Origin of the sequence: Psychrobacillus sp. NPDC093180 (assembly GCF_044754065.1) — a bacterium.
Lineage (GTDB): Bacteria > Bacillota > Bacilli > Bacillales_A > Planococcaceae > Psychrobacillus.
The window spans coordinates 191,915-208,982 of the sequence record NZ_JBIVOJ010000006.1 but is presented as its reverse complement, the minus strand read 5'-3'; the positions used below and the strand labels follow the sequence as shown (position 1 = coordinate 208,982).

Here is a 17,068-nt window from a genome sequence, read left to right as displayed (position 1 = left end):
AGCCCTATGAAAATAGAAAAGCTTACAAATGCAATTTCCTTGCAACGTTCTGTGGAACAGGCAAATGAAAATCACTTAGAGACGGTGCGTGAGGTAATTGAGCAAGTGAAACAAAAGGGAGACGAAGCCCTTTTTGCTTATACAGAAAAATGGGATGGTGCTAAGCTAGCTTCTTTACAAGTAACCAAAGAAGAAGTGGATGAGGCATTCGCTAGCTTCGACCCGCAATTGATTGAAGATTTAGAAGAAGCGGCTAACAATATCCGTTTATTTCACTCACAGCAAGCACGACCAAATATAGATTTCCCATTAGCTAAGAACTCTTATATTCAATATAAAATTTCAGCCCTTGATGCGGTAGGGCTCTATGTTCCTGGAGGCACAGCAGCGTATCCTTCGTCCGTGTTGATGAATGCAATCCCAGCACTTGTAGCAGGGGTGAAACGGGTAGTGATTGTTTCACCACCATCAAAAGATGGTAAGCTACCAGCATCTGTATTAGTAGCAGCTCGTATTGCTGGTGTGTCAGAAATCTATAAGGTAGGTGGAGCGCAAGCAATTGCAGCTCTAGCTTACGGAACTGAAACAATTAAAGCGGTGGATAAAATTACAGGTCCAGGGAATAGCTTCGTGGCACTTGCAAAAAGGGAAGTGTTTGGAAAAGTTGCGATCGATATGATTGCAGGACCAAGTGAAATAGCGGTACTTGCGGATGATACGGCTTATGCAGACGAGGTAGCTTCGGATTTATTGGCGCAGGCGGAGCATGACCGATTTGCGTGTTCAGTGCTAGTGACAACGAGTGAAAAACTAGCACAGCAAGTTGCAATAGAAGTGGAAAACCAATTGAAACAACTTCCTAGAGAAGAAATAGCTAGAGCTTCTATTGAAAACTTCGGATGTATTTATATTGCCGAGACATTAGAACAAGCTATATCAGCAATTAACGAGCTTGCACCAGAGCATTTAGAAATTATGACGGAGCATGCAGAAGCAGTTTCAGAAAAAATCAATCATGCCGGCGCCATTTTTATCGGTAGATTTAGCAGTGAACCAGTTGGAGATTATTTTGCTGGTACGAATCATGTGTTACCTACTAATAGCACAGCACGCTTTTCAAGCGGACTATGCGTCGATGATTTTGTAAAGAAAACGAGCGTTGTCTATTATTCAGAAGAAATGTGGCAAGCGCAATATCCAAAAATAGCACGCCTTGCAAGACTGGAACAATTAGAAGGACATGCACGCTCGGTCGAATCGAGAAGTTGGGAGAAGGGGGATTTAAATTGACAAATAAAAGAACGGCGAAAATAGACAGAATGACCAATGAAACAAAAGTGTGGGTGGAAATCGATTTAGATGGGGAAGGAAAAGCGGAAATTGATACGGGCGTTCCATTCATGGATCATATGCTTGATTTATTTACAAAGCATGGCTTATTTGACGCAACGATCAAAGCAAATGGCGATACACACATCGATGACCACCATACAACAGAGGATATCGGAATCGTACTTGGTCAAGCAGTAAAAGAAGCGCTAGGAGATAAAAAAAGCATTAAACGATACGGAAACGCATTTGTGCCAATGGATGATGCATTAGCACAAGTAGTAATTGATATTTCAAACCGACCACACTTAGAATTCCGCGCTCAATTTCCTACGCAAAAAGTTGGGAATTTTGATACGGAGCTTGTACATGAATTTTTATGGAAATTTGCACTGGAAGCACGGATGAATGTACACGTAATCGTTCACTACGGAGTCAATACACATCATATGATTGAAGCTATTTTCAAGGCACTAGCTCGTGCAATTGATGATGCGATTACAAAAGATGAACGAGTGAAGGGTGTACCTTCGACAAAAGGACTGCTTACATAAGAAAAGCGGAATCGCCTATGTCTGCCCTGACAGGCAAATGTGGACGGGGTAGGTCTGCCAAGTGCGCCACATCGTGTGGCAAGGCAGACATAACCCGCATCGTGCGGGCCAAGGAGGTAGCTCCCCAGCCACCACAAGCTATTTTGTTTGCGACGAGCTTGCGCAGGAGCAGCTTTTTCACATTTGACCCCGAGGGGCAACGTTCTTCTGCGACGAGCTGTGCGCAGGAGCAAGGCGCTGAAGACTAGACAGATTAATAGGGGGAAATAAAATGACGTCCATTCAAGTCTATCCAGCAATTGATATGAAAGGTGGAAAATGTGTCCGTTTATATCAAGGAGATTATGAGCAAGAAACAATTTATGGTGATTCGCCATTTGATATGGCTAAAAAATTTGCAGATGAAGGAGCGACTTGGATTCATCTAGTCGATTTGGATGGTGCAAAAGATGGAGAGAAGATCCATGCAAACGAAGTTATCCGAATCGCTAAGGAGCTTCCTGTCAGCGTGCAAATTGGTGGAGGTATTCGTTCAAAGGAAGATGTGAGTTTTTATTTAACGAACGGAGTAACGCGTGTCATTATCGGAAGTCTTGCAATAGCAAAGCCAGAGCTAGTAGTAGAATTGTTAGAAGAGTTTGGCGGTGACCGAATCGTCATCGGTTTAGACGCAAAAGACGGCATGGTAGCGACTCATGGTTGGCTTGAGACATCTTCTCAATCTGCTATAGAAGTAGGTCAGTATTTTGCTTCCAAAGGTGCTAAGCATGTTATTTTTACAGATATCGCAACCGATGGAACACTTCAAGGGCCAAATTTAAAAGCAAACAAAGAGCTTGCACAGGCAACAGGGTTATCCGTAATCGTTTCAGGTGGAATAAGCTCACTAGAAGATTTAGGAGAAGTAGCAAAACTGGCAAAGGATACGACTGTGCGTGGGGTCATTACAGGAAAAGCATTATACAATAACCGTTTCACATTGACAGAAGCATTACAGGAGGTTACAAAATGGTAAAGAAAATTATCCCATGTCTAGATGTGAAAGATGGGCGTGTTGTAAAAGGAATTCAATTCGTCGGACTAAGAGACGCTGGAGATCCAGCGGAGTTAGCTGCATTCTACGATAAAGAAGGAGCAGATGAACTCGTATTTTTAGATATTTCTGCGTCTGTGGAAGGTCGTGATACGATGCTAGAAGCAGTGAAAAAAACAGTAGCTCAAATTTCTATCCCATTAATCGTCGGTGGGGGAATTCGTACTACGGAAAATATGCAACAGCTACTGGATGCTGGTGCAAACAAAGTATCCATCAATAGTGCGGCAATAAGCAATCCTGCTGTTATTACAGAAGGTGCAAAAGCTTTCGGTTCCAATAAAATTATCGTTGCTATTGACGTGAAGTGGTCGGAGGAAGAGCAGGACTGGTTCGTCTACACACATGGCGGTCAAAAGAAAACGGACTGGAAAGCGGTAGACTGGGCGAAAGAAGTAGAGAAGCTTGGGGCAGGGGAAATCTTACTGACAAGCATGGATCGTGACGGGGAAAAGGATGGCTATGATATCGAGATTACGAAACAAGTGAAGGAAGCTGTTTCCATTCCTGTTACTGCCAGTGGTGGAGCTGGAAATGTCGAACATATACTGGCGGCTTTTACAGAAGCAAATGCGGATGCAGCGCTTGCAGCCTCCATTTTTCATTTCAAAGAAACGAGTGTAGCTGAAGTGAAAAATTACATACGTGAAAGAGGAGTCGAAGTGAAATGACCAACTTAAAATATGATGACAATGGACTTATCCCAGTAATTGTACAGCATGCCGTAACACGTGAAGTACTAACGCTCGCTTATATGAACGAGGAATCGTATAACAAAACAGTAGAAACAAAAGAAACATGGTTCTTCAGCAGAAGTAGACAAGAATTATGGCATAAAGGAGAAACATCGGGAAATACACAAAAAGTAGTATCTATTCGTACGGACTGTGACTCAGATGCTTTAGTGGTAGAAGTTTTACCTACTGGACCTGCTTGCCATACTGGGGAGGATACTTGCTTCCATAACAGTTTAGAAAAGTTTGACGAGACAGTTGGATATAATGTGGTCACTTCACTTATTAATACGATTAAGGAAAGACAGCAAACAATGCCAGAAGGAGCGTATACGACGTATCTATTCGAAAAAGGCGTAGATAAAATCTGTAAAAAAGTGGGGGAAGAGTCTGCCGAAGTTATTATTGCTTCTAAAAACGATGATGCAGAAGAGTTGAAATGGGAAGCGGCAGATCTAATTTATCACCTGCTCGTCCTATTACAAAATCAACAAGTCAACTTTTATGATTTGCTACAAGTACTCCAAAAAAGACATGAAGAGAAAGCCGATAAAAAATAATACTTTATGATATACTGAAGATTATACTAATAAGGAACGCTTTCGACGTTCCTTATTATTTTTCGGAGGATTATCTTGGATAAAAAAAGTAAAAAGGTTTTTAAGGAAAATATTATTTCATTTTTGCCTACGGGCGATTATTACTATAAAAAAGCTTTAGATGAGCTACAAAAAGAAAAATATGAGAAAGCTCATAAATATTTAAAAAGAGCGGTAGATTTAAGCCCTGATGACCCAGTTATTTTAATGCAATATGCCATTTTACAAATGGAATTAGATAAATTCGATGTAGCGCATGAACTTTTGAGACATGCTTATACGATCAACCCAAGTGACCCAGAAATCGTTTTCTTTTTGGCAGAGGTGAACGCTCATATAGGAAATTTTATGGATGCGAATCGTTTTGCCAAAAAATATTTAGAGATGAATATAAACGGAGAATATACAGAGGATGCGATGGAAATAGTAGATTTCACGGAGCAGGAAGATGTTCTTTCTCTTCAAGTGGATGCACCGTCCTCGGAAGCTCTTTTTTTACAGGAAAAATCTCGTCGGTTAATGGAACAAGGGAAATTTCCAGAAGCGGTTGAATTGCTAGAAGACATTATTACGCAATATCCTGATTTTTGGGCAGCATTTAATAATTTGGCGCTTGCCTATTTTTATATTGGGGAAGAGGAGCAAGCAAAGGCGCTACTTCATGAAGTATTAAGGGAAAACAGAGGTAATATTCACGCGCTCTGTAATTTAGCCGTTATTTATTATTATGAAAAAAATACGGAAGAGTTAGAAGAAATCACTGAATTTTTATCTAAAATTAATCCTTATTTCATCGAGCATCGTTATAAATTAGGTGCTACATTTGCACTTATCGGCAAATACGAACAAGCATTTAAATGGTTAAGAAGTTTGCAACGCAAAGGATTTGAAGGGGATCCAGGTTTTTATTTTTGGTTATCTCATTCTGCCTATTTTTCGGGACATGAAGAAGTTGCGAAAAGCGCTTGGAATACATTATTAAAATTAGATCCAGAAAAAGCAGGATTTGAACCTTGGTTACCACATATAAAAGATCTAGATGAATCACAGATGGAGAACCAAAAGGAATTCATTTTAGAAAAGCTACAAAACCAACATGTGAGTGAGCGAATATTAGGTTTTTATCTGTTGGGAAAATCAGCGCACCGTCAAGAAATTATTTCCCATCCAAAATGGATTGTAGTAGAAGAATTGACGACAATGGAAAAATTATTTTTGGCAAATTCTTTAGGGCATTCATTTAACGAAAAATCTGTAGCGGAGAAAGCTTTTTTAAGAGCCATTGCTGCTACGGACTTACTTTATGAAAAACACAAGCCTTTAGAACAATCTGCTACATTTTTATTTCAAATGTGGTTTGTGTTAGTGGAACGTGCGTTAAAAAAGGCGTACGGCTTTAAAAATCCACGAGCACTTGCGGCTGCAACGGAATATATGTTTGAATCATCCAGAAAGAAAAATGTAACAAAAAAGCAATATGCAGAAGAATACGGAATTACAACTTCTACCCTAACGAAATATGTAAATGAACTTATGCAATTTTTGCCATTATTTGACGCATAGGCATAAAAGTTGAAGCAGGTATAAAAATCCTATAGATTGATGGTAGAAGCAATGTAGGAGGAATGTCAGATGACTGATGAAAAAATTTATGATGTGATAATAATTGGAGCAGGTCCTGCAGGGATGACTGCCGCTGTTTATACTTCTCGTGCGAATCTTTCTACTTTAATGATAGAACGTGGTATTCCAGGTGGACAAATGGCAAATACAGAAGAGGTCGAAAACTATCCAGGTTTTGAAACGATTTTAGGTCCGGAGCTTTCCACAAAAATGTTCGACCATGCGAAAAAATTCGGTGCAGAATATGCATATGGAGACGTATCTGAAATCGTCGATGGAGAAGTTTATAAAACAGTAAAAGTGAGCGGTAAAGAATATAAAGCACTTGCAGTTATTATTTCATCCGGTGCAGAGTATAAAAAAATGGGTATTCCCGGAGAAACTGAACTTGGTGGACGCGGTGTAAGTTATTGCGCAGTTTGTGATGGTGCATTCTTTAAAGGGAAAAACCTCGTAGTAGTAGGTGGAGGAGATTCCGCTGTTGAGGAAGGTGCATTTTTAACTAAATTTGCGGATAAAGTAACGATTGTTCACCGTCGTGATCAGTTACGTGCACAGAAAATTTTACAAGACCGAGCATTTGCAAACGAAAAAATCGACTTTATCTGGAATACAACGTTAAAAGAAATTCACGGTAAAGAAGGTAAAGTAGGAAGCGTAACATTAGTTTCAACTGTAGATGGCTCTGAAAGAGAATTCCAAACAGATGGAGTTTTTGTATATGTTGGAATGCTTCCATTAACAAAACCATTTTCGAATTTAGGAATTTTAAACGAAAACGGATATATCGTAACGAACGAAAGAATGGAAACAGCTGTACCTGGAATTTTTGGTGCAGGAGATGTGCGTGATAAAATGCTACGTCAAATTGTTACGGCTACTGGGGATGGAAGTATCGCGGCACAAGCGGCACAACATTATATTGAAAATGTAAAAGAAAAGACAGCGACGAACGCTTGATTTAATTATTTCTTAATCGATTTGTAACCTGCTTGAAACAATTATAGCGTATAGTTAGAAATATAAATTGACCCCCCTTTTTATATAAGAAATAGTTGAACAGGCTGTTTCGCGATTTTAATCGTGAAGCAGCCTCTTTTTGTGAAAATTAATGTATAATAAAATTATTAACACATGATAGATGTGGAGTGACAATTCGTGCAAAGAATCGCAAATTTACTAATATGCAAAGATGGCAAAGTTCTTTTATTAAAAAAGCCTAGGAGAAACTGGTACGTTGCTCCGGGCGGGAAGATGGAATCAGGAGAATCCATCCTCGTTTCTGCAATTCGAGAGTTTACCGAGGAAACGAATGCTAAACCTATTAAACCGCATTTAAAAGGGATATACACGATGGTGATCGAAGAGGATGGCAAACAAATAGATGAGTGGATGTTATTCACATTTGTTGCGAAGGATTTGGAAGGTACACCATTTCATGAAACAAGAGAAGGTCTTTTAGAATGGCATCCAGTAGAAGCTTTACACACGCTTCCAATGGCTGAAGGCGATCGAACAAATTTGTTATTTGCTGTGCAAGAAAAAGGTATGCAATATGGAACATTCGTTTACACACCTGATTTTTCATTGATAACAGAAACGATTCAGCAATCATCGGAGGGAGAAATATACAATGGATAGTACGCAAAAGCCAGAAACTGAAGTGGTCATTATTACAGGAATGTCTGGAGCAGGTAAGACAGTTGCCATTCAGAGTTTTGAAGATCTTGGGTATTATTGTATTGATAATTTGCCACCAGAGCTTTTAAGTACATTCATTAAGCTAATGATCGATTCCAATAAACAGCCTCGAAATATCGCAGCAGTAATGGATTTACGAGGGGGAGAAATGTTCCATTCTTTAGTGGAATCGGTCAATCAGCTGCAAGAAGCTACAACGATAACTCCAAAAGTATTATTCTTAGATGCAAAAGATGAAGTATTAGTTAGAAGATATAAAGAGACTAGACGCTCTCATCCACTAGCAGATTCCGGGCTACCGCTAGATGGTATAAAAAAAGAAAGAGAGTTACTTTCTGAGTTAAGAGGAAGAGCTCAATTTATTTATAATACATCTACGATGAAACCCCGCCAGTTAAGGGAAAAAATACAAGATGAATTTTCGTCAAAAGGTAGTAAAGTATTTACTGTGAATATAATGTCATTTGGATTTAAACATGGTATCCCGATCGATGCCGATTTAGTGTTTGATGTTCGATTTCTTCCCAATCCGTTCTATATAGAAGAACTAAAACCGAAATCAGGGCTGGATGAAGAGGTATCTAGCTATGTATTAAAATGGGCAGATACAAAGACATTAATCGAGAAGTTAACGGATTTGTTTTTATTTATGATTCCGCAGTATAAACGAGAAGGTAAAACGCAGCTAATTATCGCTTTTGGTTGTACAGGTGGTCAACATCGTTCCGTTACTTTAGCTGAATACTTTGGTAAACTATTAAAAGCAGATGATAAAACGGTTATTACACATAGAGATGTAACGATAAGAAAGGAATGAAGGAATGGAGCGTACAAAACACCGTAAGAAAATAGTTATTATTGGTGGTGGTACGGGACTATCTACATTGCTTCGTGGTTTAAAGAAATTCCCACTCGACATTACAGCAATTGTCACTGTAGCAGATGATGGTGGAAGTTCTGGTCGATTACGGGATGATTATGATATTCCACCACCTGGAGATGTTCGAAATGTATTGGCAGCACTATCGGATGTAGAACCTTTAGTGGAAGAAATGTTCCAGTATCGTTTTTCTAAATCAGAAGAGCTGAAAGGCCATTCTTTAGGTAACTTAATGCTAGCAGCGTTAACTTCTATTACAGGTGATTTTGCTAATGCCATTAGTGAGATGAGCCGTGTATTAAAGGTTCACGGGAAGGTTCTTCCTGCAGCCAATCAAATAGTGACTCTTCATGCACAATTTGAAGATCAAAAAATTGTAAGTGGAGAATCTAAAATTCCATCATATGGAAAGAGAATAGAGAAGGTCTTTATTTCGCCATCTGATGTGAAACCGTTACCAGAAACAATTAATACAATACGGGAAGCCGATATTATCGCAATTGGACCTGGAAGTCTATATACTAGTATTTTACCGAATTTATTGGTGGAAGGTATAAAAGAGGCAATTATCTGTTCAAAAGCGAAGAAGGTTTATATTTGTAATTTAATGACACAGGCCGGGGAAACGAGTGACTATACTGCATTTGATCATGTTCATGCTTTAATAGATCATGTTGGTGAGAATTTCTTAGATGTGGTTTTAATAAGTAATGAAGAGATCCCTGAAAATGTACAATATTTATACAAGCAGGAAAAAGCATCACCTGTCAAAATAGATATAGAGCAACTAGAAACATTAAACTTAGAAGTTGTGAAAAAAGACATTTCCATCGTCCATAGTGGCGCAGTGCGTCATGATGCGATGAAAGTAGCGAAATGGCTAGTAGAATATGCGTAAATGATTATAGTTGAATTCTCAACAAGTGAAAGTAATCATTAGCAAGAAAGGGGGAAACGGATTATGTCGTTTGCTTCTGAAACAAAAAAAGAAATGACGCAGGAAGAGTCCAAACCATGTTGTGCAAAAGCTGAACTATCCGCACTTATTCGAATGAACGGATCGCTTTCATTTAGCAATAAATCGCTTAGTTTAGATGTACAAACTGAAAATGCAGCAATTGCTAGAAGGTTATACACACTGATAAAATCGTTATATCCATATCAAGTAGAGTTGCTTGTTCGAAAAAAAATGAGATTGAAAAAAAATAATGTGTATATTTGTCGTATCCGAGATGGAGCGAAAGAGTTATTAGAGGATTTACAAATATTGAAGGACCATTTTCAATTTGAATATTCTATTTCAAAAGAGTTAGTGAAAAAGAATTGCTGTAAGCGCGCTTATTTAAGAGGTGCGTTTTTAGCTGGAGGTTCTGTTAATAATCCGGAAACGTCTTCATATCATTTAGAAATTTATTCGTTATACAAAACGCATAGTGACGCACTAGTAGATTTGATGAATGGATTTGAGTTGAATGCGAAAACGATTGAACGGAAAAAAGGCTTCGTTGCATATTTAAAGGAAGCAGAAAAAATTTCTGATTTCTTAAGCATCGCAGGAGCCCACAGTGCCTTATTGAAATTTGAGGATGTCCGCATTATCAGAGATATGCGAAATAGCGTAAATCGTTTAGTTAACTGTGAAACGGCTAATCTAAACAAGACAATTAGTGCAGCTATTCGCCAAGTAGAGAATATCCGTTATATAGAAAGTTCGATCGGTCTCGATCAATTACCAGACAAACTTCGGGAAATTGCACGTTTACGTGTTGAATATCAAGATGTAACATTAAAAGAATTAGGGGAAATGGTTTCCACTGGAAATGTTAGTAAATCCGGTATTAACCATCGATTACGAAAAATAGATGAAATCGCAGATGCACTTCGTAGAGGCGAAACAATTTAGTGAAATGGAGCGTATATTGATGACAGAAAAACAAGTCGAAGTGAAATTACCCTCGGGATTACAAGCAAGACAAGCAGCGTTATTTGTACAAGAGGCAAATCGTTATATTGCAGATGTATACTTAGAAAAAGATGAGAAAAAAGTAAACGCTAAAAGTATCATGGGAATCATGAGCTTAGCAATAAGCAAAGGAATAACGGTAAACTTAAGCGCAGAAGGCTCAGACGAGGATGAAGCGGTAGAAACATTAGCAAAATTTATCGCCAATGAAGAATAAAAACAAAGGGCTGTCCCATTCGGTCAAGTTGGACTCGGGGATGGCTTTTTTTGTGGCTTGGCTACCAATACGTTGCGCATTTGAAGGGGAATGTTGCGCGTATGTGCTATAACGTTGCGAGTAGCGATAATAACGTTGCGTGTTCGAAGAGGAACATTGCGCAAATGGACTTCAACGTTGCGCGTATTTAAATTATGCTTTTCCACATAAGAGGCTTTAAGTCTCACCCAATAAAAAATACCCAAGGAAAGTAAAATTCCCTTGGGTACAATTTTCATTATGATTTTTTCATTTCGCTGCGTTCGATGATGTGGTCGATTAAACCATATTCTTTTGCACGTTCAGCAGTCATGAAGTTATCGCGATCTGTGTCTCTTGCAATTATTTCGATAGGTTGACCTGTGCGCTCCGAAATAATTTTATTCAATTTATCGCGTAAGAATAAAATACGTTTTGCAGCAATTTCGATTTCTGTTGCTTGCCCTTGAGCTCCACCAAGTGGTTGGTGAATCATTACTTCAGCATTTGGAAGCGCATAGCGTTTTCCAGGTGTTCCAGCTGTAAGAAGGAATGCTCCCATAGAAGCAGCCATACCAATACAAATTGTTTGTACATCTGGTTTGATGAACTGCATTGTATCGTAGATTGCCATACCAGCTGTAATGCTACCGCCTGGGCTGTTAATGTAGATAGAAATATCTTTATCTGGATCTTCTGCTTCTAGAAATAGAAGCTGTGCAACGATTGAGTTAGCTACATTGTCATCAATGCCACTTCCAAGCATAATAATTCGGTCTTTTAATAATCGTGAATAAATATCATACGCACGTTCTCCACGATTTGTTTGTTCGATTACTGTAGGAATTAAATTCATCCTGATTGCCTCCTTCAAAGGTGGTATTGTCTATTTTGATTACTGAAAAGTATATCTCAGCTGTAACTTTATCATACACATTAAGGTCAAGGAAGGTCAAATATTAAGCATTAAAAAGTTAAGTTGAAATATTTATAAATCATTTGTATAATAGATTAGTCGCTTGCCTCCGTAGTTTAATGGATATGACGTAAGATTCCGGTTCTTGAGATGGGGGTTCGATTCCCTCCGGGGGCGTTTTATCAATTTTATAAAATGCAATACAGAAACACTTGAAGTATGATTTCCATGCTTCAGGTGTTTTTTTCTATTCATTTTTCTTACGGCGATCATAAGAGACCGCATAGGCATCATGACGAAAGTGAAGAATAGGATCTGCAGTGAGCTCGATTCCTTCTGTCACTATAGTCGGATCAAACAAAATGGGCTCATTCGGAAACAGAGCTTTGTTTAATGTTAATTGACCAACTATTATTTGTTGCCTGTCTTCTGGCCAATCAACTGTTGGGTCATCCGTAGCATCATCCTCTGTGCCTAAACGAATGACTAAGTTAAAAGAGATTGGTCCATTTTTAAATTTCTCGTGAAGATCTTCCTCGAGATAATCGGGAGATGTTATTTTTGCTGCTGGTTTCTCCAGCCAAGCTTCTTTTTCTTGTACAGGCTGCCATTCATATTTTATCGCTTGGCGTTTTCCATCTTGATTGACAAAATAGAATGCGTGTATTGGGTAATAGTGGAGCAACGCATAGCTTATGGGTGGCTGTTTAAATTGTTCTTGCAGAGCAAGCAAGATATTTTTTCTCTCTGGGTACTTTTTTATAATATTCAGCACACCTATTCCTAAATCCACTTTGTCCAATCCGGTTTTAGTTGCCGTTAAAATTTTCAACATATCTATAAAGGTTTTTGGATCTTTTGTTATGAAAATAGGTATGGTGGTGCTAATTAGATGACTTGCAGTTCCATCTGGTAAATGAAATTGCACAGACATACCTTTAAAAGGTGAAAGAAAATCGGATGCTGTCGGGTTTGGTGGACTGTTCGAAAACCGGACAGTTGGATACGGCTTCTTTTTGCAAATGTGCAGCCGTTGTATAGGCTATGGCATTCCCATTAGGTGTAAACGTTGCCTCGAAAAACAACCCTTTCGCATGTGCGCGACGTGCTCCCGGAAACCTTCCTTGAATCTTTTCCAGTGTATCGATTACATCTTTTGGCATGGAATCATTCGGATTGTTAATACTATTCATGTGAATCACCTCCGATTATTGATCGGTCTATTCATCCTTACCCTAAATTTTTTATATTAATCAAAAGAAATGAACAAGTTAAGGTATGTTTCGCAATAGCTTTTTAAAGGTAAATGAATATTAAACTTAAGTTAGAGGTGAATAGAATGAAAAAATTATTAGGACCGCTTGTCATCATTATCGTGATTATAGCGATCATTGCAGTGGTTTTATTCTCAAGTAAAAACAGCTTTGTAGATGCTGAAGAAGATGTGAATAAAGCATACGCACAAGTAGAAAATCAGCTGCAACGTCGTTTGGATTTAATTCCAAACCTAGTGAATACAGTGAAAGGCTTTGCTTCTCATGAAAAAGAAGTACTCAGCAATATCGCAGATGCTCGTTCGAAATTAGCAGGTGCGTCTACTCCAGAAGATCAAGCAGCTGCCAATGACCAATTATCTGGCGCTTTAAGCAGATTATTAGTAGTGGTAGAAAATTATCCAGAGTTAAAAGCGGATGCAAACTTCCGTCAATTAATGGATGAGCTTGCGGGAACAGAAAATCGATTGTCTGTAGCAAGGCAAGACTATAATGCTGTAGTATCGGATTACAATAAGAAAGTAAAACGTATGCCTGGAAGTATTGTAGCTTCTATTTTTGGCTTTGATGAAAAGGAATATTTTAAAGCAGATGCAGCTGCACAGGATGCTCCAGTAGTGGACTTTGAAGGAGATGGAGAATAATGAAAAAAGTTGCGCGTCTGCTCCTAGCTGCGCTACTTTTATTTCTTTTCGTTCCAATCGTAGCTGTAGCAGCAACGGATATACCTAAGCCGATACCTGGAGAGTCCTATGTACAGGATTATGAAGGCTTTTTATCAGAGACGACTAAGCAGGAAGTAGAAGCGCTTGGGTTGAAATTAGATAAGGCGACAGGCTCACAAATTGTCGTTATGATTATCAACTCTTTAAATGGGCAAGATGTCAATCAGTTTAGCGTGGATGTTATCCGAGAGTTTGGGATAGGAGATCCTGAAAAGAATAATGGTGTGTTACTTGTAATTGAAACAGATCCAACAAAGAAAGGGAATCGAGATGTTTATATTACTGTAGGTCAGGGACTCGAAGGAGCTTTACCTGATGGAAAAATTGGAAGAATTTTAGATGACTATACGAAACCCTTTCTAAACGAGGGAGCTGTTGATGATGCAGTTCTTTCCACATACCAAGTTTTATACAATGAAGTTGCAACAGAATACGGTTGGGACGGGGAGCTAGAAGATCCGAAAGATCCAGCAGCTTCCGGTGGAGGCTTTTCGTTTTCCACAATTATTATCGTTATCTTCGTGATTTATATGATTATCACCATTATGTCTGGTGGTCGCGGAGGCGGTGGTGGAAGACCTGGCTCCGGTGGTAGACGCTCTACACGCATGTTTGGGCCAGGAAGCTTCGGAGGAGGCTTTGGCGGGTTCGGAGGCTCTGGAGGAAGAAGTTCAGGCGGAGGTTTCGGCGGCTTCGGTGGTGGTAGCTCCGGAGGTGGTGGAGCAGGTCGCAAATGGTAAATCATGAATAAAAAGCCCTTTTGGGGGCTTTTTTTCGTGTAGTTATATGTTTGATTTGCCATTCCTGATAAAATAATCTGGATGAGAGGAATGGGGGATTTGGGATTGAAACTTGTAGAGATTAATAAAGATAATTGGTTAAGAACCGTTCTTTTAACGACGAACGAGAACGGAAAAGCAACCGTAATAGAAAAATTTGTAGCCTCCAATGCGTTATCAATCGTGCAATCGATTTACGAAAATGGATGGATTGTTAAAGGCATTGAAGTAGATGACAAGGTAATTGGGTTTGCGATGTATGGGTTAGATGAGGATACGAAGAATTACTGGATCTGTCGCTTAATGATTGATCATACATGTCAGGGAAAAGGCTACGGCAGAGAGGCTATACAATTGATCTTGGACGAAATGAAACAGCTAGACGGCTGTGAAACAATTTATCTATCGACAGAACCAGATAATGAAGTTGCTATCAAGTTATACGAAAGCTACGGATTCCAAAAAACAGGCAACATGAATGAAGGGGAAGTAGAGTTTATTTTAAAATCAGCAAGTGTTCAACAAGAAAAAACCAACGATTAGTTGGTTTTTTGTTTATTCGTTATCGGCAAATTCATCTAGTCTTTGCTTGATCTCCTCATAAAAGAAAACTTTCGATTCAGTAGTAATGTCACCAGTAATTCCAAAGCTAAAGCCTGGAGAGAACGTGAAAACTCCATCCTCGTATAACGTAATAGTATATAATATTGTTTCTTTATCTACTGCATTAGTTAAGTGAATATGATAATTTTCTATTTCAGGAAGAGCTGCTGCCCTTTCCCCACTTTCTTTTTCTGATACTTCTTTAACAAAAAAATTCTCCATGATAGTCATGACAGAATTGATTTGGGATCTATCGGATGTACAACCTGACTTAAATTCTACTGTACCGTCTGGGTCGGGCATACTACCATTGAAGCAAAGGGTGTCAAAGGAAACATCAATCGATGGGGTTCGCACATCCTCTTTATTTTCAACATAAGCTTGAAAGTTTTCTATTTTTTCTCGAAGTTCTATACCACCGCCAGCTTTCACTCCATTATAGCCACCGATTTTTCCGGGCTCTGTTTTAGAAAAGATAAATTCTTCTCGCACTGTATGATAAATTTTCTGTCCTTTGTTATTTGTTAAGGAAACCTCTATGATGGGGCGATAGATATTTGGGTGATCTTTTTCCTGAGTAATTTTGACTTTCTCTAGCTGCATTTCTATGTCGTTATCTATTAGATAGTGATTATATTTGAATACTAAATTTGCCCGGATCGCATTTGTCAGCATATTCTCTGTAAAGTATTCACCAAAAGTGGCTGGATAATAATTCATGAAATCTTTGTATTCCTTTGATTCCAGTAGTTGATTGTAGTCCTCTTGATTTTGCGTTTCGGTTTCGCTTTGTAAGTCCATCCAATCGTTCAGTAACTGGGAAATTTCCATATTTGGACCGTTATATTCTCTTTCTAAAACTGCTTTTATTACCTCTTCATTGGAAAGAGGTTCTGCCGACTTCTCCGTCTCCGAGGGATTCAAAAAAGTAATGAAGAGAAAAGAGGCGATTGCTATAATTGCTAATGATATGAACGCTGGAAATATCGTGCGTTTTCTCTTTGTTTCTATTTTATCCTTCAAGGCAAGCCATGTATTTTGCTTTGCTTTATCTGAACGCTTTACCTCTTTCATTTCCTCAAAAAGCTTATCGAATTCTTTTGATGGTTCCATCTGCATGACCTCCTTCCTGGTGGAATTCCTTTTTTAGTGCCTCAAATGCTCGGGCCATTTTCATCTTTACTTTTGCCTCGGTCCAGCCAAGTATATAGGCTGTTTCTTGAATCGAACATTCTTGTACCTTGCGCAGCAGCAGGACTTCCTGATAGTCTTTTTTTAGCTTGCTTAAGGAATCATACATTTTCACAAGTTGCTCCTTTTGTTCCAACTGGTTCTCTGGCGTTAATGCATTTGTCTCCAAATCATGCGCTTTTTCAAAAGAGAAAAATTTGATAATTCTTTTCCTTCGAAAGTAGTCATAGGTCACATTACGTGCTATTTTTAATAGCCAAGTGGCAGTAGAAGCCTGTTTCTGAAAAGAAGCCATTCCTTTATATGCTCTATAAAAGGTTTCTTGCGTAAGATCCTCGGCACATTCTTTATGACGGACAAGAAAGTATATATAGCTGTAAACTCGATCGCTGTACTCTTTGTATAGCTGTTCCATTTCCATCTCTTGACCTCCCCTTACTGCTATAGACGAAGGAACGAATAAAAAGTATCGCTTTAATTGTAACCTTTTATTAAAATGGAATAAATGCTATTGGGGAGGATGTTATAAAATGATTGTCCATTTCTACACAAGACCAGGCTGTCATTTATGTGAGGATGCAAGAATAGTACTGAAACTAGTGCAAGAGGATGTACCGTTTGAAATAAAGGAGTATAACATCGAAGAAGATGATGCGCTTCATGAAAAATATATGCTGATGATTCCTGTCGTGGAATTTGAAAATGAAATAATTCAATATGGGCAAGTGGATTACCCAACTATTCTGGATGCATTACTTTAATAATGCACCAGATTTTTTTGTAGTTTTTGGGAATCGCAAGATAGGAGTATGGCATCGCAAGATACAACCTCCGAACCGCAAGATACCCCATTCGAATCGCAAGATACA

21 protein-coding genes and 1 tRNA gene are annotated in these 17,068 nt (G+C 38.7%); 17 read left to right on the top strand and 5 right to left on the bottom strand.

Going from position 1 to position 17,068, the window contains the following annotated elements; all coding sequences use genetic code 11:
- Positions 1-6: 6 nt before the first annotated feature.
- From hisD to ACIP9W_RS11015, 12 genes are all read left to right on the top strand, one after another.
- Positions 7-1,290, top strand: a complete 1,284-nt coding sequence (gene hisD / locus ACIP9W_RS11070) for a histidinol dehydrogenase (RefSeq protein WP_400789181.1) — start codon at positions 7-9, stop codon at positions 1,288-1,290.
- Positions 1,287-1,883, top strand: coding sequence for an imidazoleglycerol-phosphate dehydratase HisB (hisB, locus tag ACIP9W_RS11065; protein ID WP_282241922.1), 597 nt, complete (start codon positions 1,287-1,289; stop codon positions 1,881-1,883). The genes hisD and hisB overlap by 4 nt, the downstream gene beginning before the upstream one ends.
- A gap of 271 nt (positions 1,884-2,154) precedes the next feature.
- On the top strand, positions 2,155-2,898 hold the full coding sequence (gene hisA / locus ACIP9W_RS11060; protein WP_400789178.1) for a 1-(5-phosphoribosyl)-5-[(5-phosphoribosylamino)methylideneamino]imidazole-4-carboxamide isomerase: 744 nt from the start codon (positions 2,155-2,157) through the stop codon (positions 2,896-2,898).
- Positions 2,892-3,647 (top strand): imidazole glycerol phosphate synthase subunit HisF, encoded by a 756-nt coding sequence (gene hisF, locus ACIP9W_RS11055; protein ID WP_400789175.1) that lies wholly within the window; start codon positions 2,892-2,894, stop codon positions 3,645-3,647. Before hisA ends, hisF begins: the two co-directional genes overlap by 7 nt.
- Positions 3,644-4,270 carry a bifunctional phosphoribosyl-AMP cyclohydrolase/phosphoribosyl-ATP diphosphatase HisIE gene (gene hisIE, locus ACIP9W_RS11050; RefSeq protein ID WP_400789172.1) on the top strand — a complete coding sequence of 209 codons (627 nt, stop codon included), beginning with the start codon at positions 3,644-3,646 and terminating at the stop codon, positions 4,268-4,270. The genes hisF and hisIE overlap by 4 nt, the downstream gene beginning before the upstream one ends.
- Positions 4,271-4,345: 75 nt before the next feature.
- On the top strand, positions 4,346-5,872 hold the full coding sequence (locus ACIP9W_RS11045; protein ID WP_400789169.1) for a tetratricopeptide repeat protein: 1,527 nt from the start codon (positions 4,346-4,348) through the stop codon (positions 5,870-5,872).
- Positions 5,873-5,941: 69 nt separating this feature from the next.
- The gene (gene trxB / locus ACIP9W_RS11040; protein WP_400789166.1) at positions 5,942-6,892 is read left to right on the top strand and encodes a thioredoxin-disulfide reductase; all 951 of its coding nucleotides are present in this window, start codon (positions 5,942-5,944) and stop codon (positions 6,890-6,892) included.
- 198 nt (positions 6,893-7,090) lie between these two features.
- Positions 7,091-7,573: an NUDIX domain-containing protein gene (locus tag ACIP9W_RS11035; RefSeq protein WP_400789163.1), complete on the top strand. Its 483-nt coding sequence runs from the start codon at positions 7,091-7,093 to the stop codon at positions 7,571-7,573.
- On the top strand, positions 7,566-8,450 hold the full coding sequence (gene rapZ / locus ACIP9W_RS11030) for an RNase adapter RapZ (RefSeq protein ID WP_142539983.1): 885 nt from the start codon (positions 7,566-7,568) through the stop codon (positions 8,448-8,450). Before ACIP9W_RS11035 ends, rapZ begins: the two co-directional genes overlap by 8 nt.
- Before the next feature lie 4 nt (positions 8,451-8,454).
- On the top strand, positions 8,455-9,411 hold the full coding sequence (locus tag ACIP9W_RS11025) for a gluconeogenesis factor YvcK family protein (protein WP_282241914.1): 957 nt from the start codon (positions 8,455-8,457) through the stop codon (positions 9,409-9,411).
- A gap of 63 nt (positions 9,412-9,474) precedes the next feature.
- Complete coding sequence (gene whiA, locus ACIP9W_RS11020; RefSeq protein WP_142539985.1) at positions 9,475-10,416, top strand: DNA-binding protein WhiA; 942 nt, start codon at positions 9,475-9,477, stop codon at positions 10,414-10,416.
- Positions 10,417-10,435: 19 nt separating this feature from the next.
- Positions 10,436-10,693 (top strand): HPr family phosphocarrier protein, encoded by a 258-nt coding sequence (locus ACIP9W_RS11015; RefSeq protein ID WP_282241912.1) that lies wholly within the window; start codon positions 10,436-10,438, stop codon positions 10,691-10,693.
- A gap of 277 nt (positions 10,694-10,970) precedes the next feature.
- On the opposite strand, the gene clpP is transcribed toward ACIP9W_RS11015, so the two are convergent.
- The gene (gene clpP / locus ACIP9W_RS11010; protein ID WP_400789158.1) at positions 10,971-11,567 is read right to left on the bottom strand and encodes an ATP-dependent Clp endopeptidase proteolytic subunit ClpP; all 597 of its coding nucleotides are present in this window, start codon (positions 11,565-11,567) and stop codon (positions 10,971-10,973) included.
- Between the two features lie 165 nt (positions 11,568-11,732).
- Here clpP and ACIP9W_RS11005 point away from each other — a divergent pair.
- Positions 11,733-11,804: transfer RNA gene (locus tag ACIP9W_RS11005), tRNA-Arg, on the top strand.
- Positions 11,805-11,874: 70 nt separating this feature from the next.
- Here ACIP9W_RS11005 and ACIP9W_RS11000 read toward each other — a convergent pair.
- Together ACIP9W_RS11000 and ACIP9W_RS10995 are read right to left on the bottom strand one after the other, a co-directional pair.
- Positions 11,875-12,651 carry a catalase gene (locus ACIP9W_RS11000; protein WP_400789359.1) on the bottom strand — a complete coding sequence of 259 codons (777 nt, stop codon included), beginning with the start codon at positions 12,649-12,651 and terminating at the stop codon, positions 11,875-11,877.
- On the bottom strand, positions 12,566-12,820 hold the full coding sequence (locus tag ACIP9W_RS10995) for a hypothetical protein (protein WP_400789155.1): 255 nt from the start codon (positions 12,818-12,820) through the stop codon (positions 12,566-12,568). Before ACIP9W_RS10995 ends, ACIP9W_RS11000 begins: the two co-directional genes overlap by 86 nt.
- 146 nt (positions 12,821-12,966) lie before the next feature.
- On the opposite strand from ACIP9W_RS10995, the gene ACIP9W_RS10990 reads away from it, so the two are divergent.
- The 3 genes from ACIP9W_RS10990 to ACIP9W_RS10980 all read left to right on the top strand — a co-directional run bounded on the left by ACIP9W_RS10990 (position 12,967) and on the right by ACIP9W_RS10980 (position 14,948).
- Complete coding sequence (locus tag ACIP9W_RS10990) at positions 12,967-13,545, top strand: LemA family protein (protein ID WP_400789152.1); 579 nt, start codon at positions 12,967-12,969, stop codon at positions 13,543-13,545.
- Entirely contained in the window at positions 13,545-14,366 is an 822-nt protein-coding gene (locus tag ACIP9W_RS10985; RefSeq protein ID WP_400789149.1) for a TPM domain-containing protein, read from the top strand. Before ACIP9W_RS10990 ends, ACIP9W_RS10985 begins: the two co-directional genes overlap by 1 nt.
- Positions 14,367-14,471: 105 nt before the next feature.
- Entirely contained in the window at positions 14,472-14,948 is a 477-nt protein-coding gene (locus ACIP9W_RS10980) for a GNAT family N-acetyltransferase (RefSeq protein ID WP_400789146.1), read from the top strand.
- A 12-nt stretch (positions 14,949-14,960) separates the two neighbouring features.
- Here the strand turns inward: ACIP9W_RS10980 and ACIP9W_RS10975 are convergent, their stop codons facing one another.
- Together ACIP9W_RS10975 and ACIP9W_RS10970 are read right to left on the bottom strand one after the other, a co-directional pair.
- Positions 14,961-16,121, bottom strand: coding sequence for a hypothetical protein (locus ACIP9W_RS10975; protein WP_400789143.1), 1,161 nt, complete (start codon positions 16,119-16,121; stop codon positions 14,961-14,963).
- Entirely contained in the window at positions 16,096-16,620 is a 525-nt protein-coding gene (locus ACIP9W_RS10970) for an RNA polymerase sigma factor (protein ID WP_400789140.1), read from the bottom strand. Before ACIP9W_RS10970 ends, ACIP9W_RS10975 begins: the two co-directional genes overlap by 26 nt.
- A gap of 109 nt (positions 16,621-16,729) precedes the next feature.
- On the opposite strand from ACIP9W_RS10970, the gene ACIP9W_RS10965 reads away from it, so the two are divergent.
- On the top strand, positions 16,730-16,960 hold the full coding sequence (locus ACIP9W_RS10965) for a glutaredoxin family protein (RefSeq protein ID WP_400789137.1): 231 nt from the start codon (positions 16,730-16,732) through the stop codon (positions 16,958-16,960).
- The last annotated feature ends 108 nt before the right edge of the window (positions 16,961-17,068 follow it).

Bases quoted from the DNA above. Each gene is read 5' to 3' on its own strand.
- hisD (WP_400789181.1), top strand. From the start codon at position 7: ATGAAAATAGAAAAGCTTACAAATGCAATTTCCTTGCAACGTTCTGTG.
- hisA (WP_400789178.1), top strand. From the start codon at position 2,155: ATGACGTCCATTCAAGTCTATCCAGCAATTGATATGAAAGGTGGAAAA.
- hisF (WP_400789175.1), top strand. From the start codon at position 2,892: ATGGTAAAGAAAATTATCCCATGTCTAGATGTGAAAGATGGGCGTGTT.
- hisIE (WP_400789172.1), top strand. From the start codon at position 3,644: ATGACCAACTTAAAATATGATGACAATGGACTTATCCCAGTAATTGTA.
- trxB (WP_400789166.1), top strand. From the start codon at position 5,942: ATGACTGATGAAAAAATTTATGATGTGATAATAATTGGAGCAGGTCCT.
- rapZ (WP_142539983.1), top strand. From the start codon at position 7,566: ATGGATAGTACGCAAAAGCCAGAAACTGAAGTGGTCATTATTACAGGA.
- ACIP9W_RS11025 (WP_282241914.1), top strand. From the start codon at position 8,455: ATGGAGCGTACAAAACACCGTAAGAAAATAGTTATTATTGGTGGTGGT.
- whiA (WP_142539985.1), top strand. From the start codon at position 9,475: ATGTCGTTTGCTTCTGAAACAAAAAAAGAAATGACGCAGGAAGAGTCC.
- ACIP9W_RS11015 (WP_282241912.1), top strand. From the start codon at position 10,436: ATGACAGAAAAACAAGTCGAAGTGAAATTACCCTCGGGATTACAAGCA.
- clpP (WP_400789158.1), bottom strand. From the start codon at position 11,567: ATGAATTTAATTCCTACAGTAATCGAACAAACAAATCGTGGAGAACGT.
- ACIP9W_RS10995 (WP_400789155.1), bottom strand. From the start codon at position 12,820: ATGAATAGTATTAACAATCCGAATGATTCCATGCCAAAAGATGTAATC.
- ACIP9W_RS10990 (WP_400789152.1), top strand. From the start codon at position 12,967: ATGAAAAAATTATTAGGACCGCTTGTCATCATTATCGTGATTATAGCG.
- ACIP9W_RS10985 (WP_400789149.1), top strand. From the start codon at position 13,545: ATGAAAAAAGTTGCGCGTCTGCTCCTAGCTGCGCTACTTTTATTTCTT.
- ACIP9W_RS10975 (WP_400789143.1), bottom strand. From the start codon at position 16,121: ATGGAACCATCAAAAGAATTCGATAAGCTTTTTGAGGAAATGAAAGAG.
- ACIP9W_RS10970 (WP_400789140.1), bottom strand. From the start codon at position 16,620: ATGGAAATGGAACAGCTATACAAAGAGTACAGCGATCGAGTTTACAGC.
- ACIP9W_RS10965 (WP_400789137.1), top strand. From the start codon at position 16,730: ATGATTGTCCATTTCTACACAAGACCAGGCTGTCATTTATGTGAGGAT.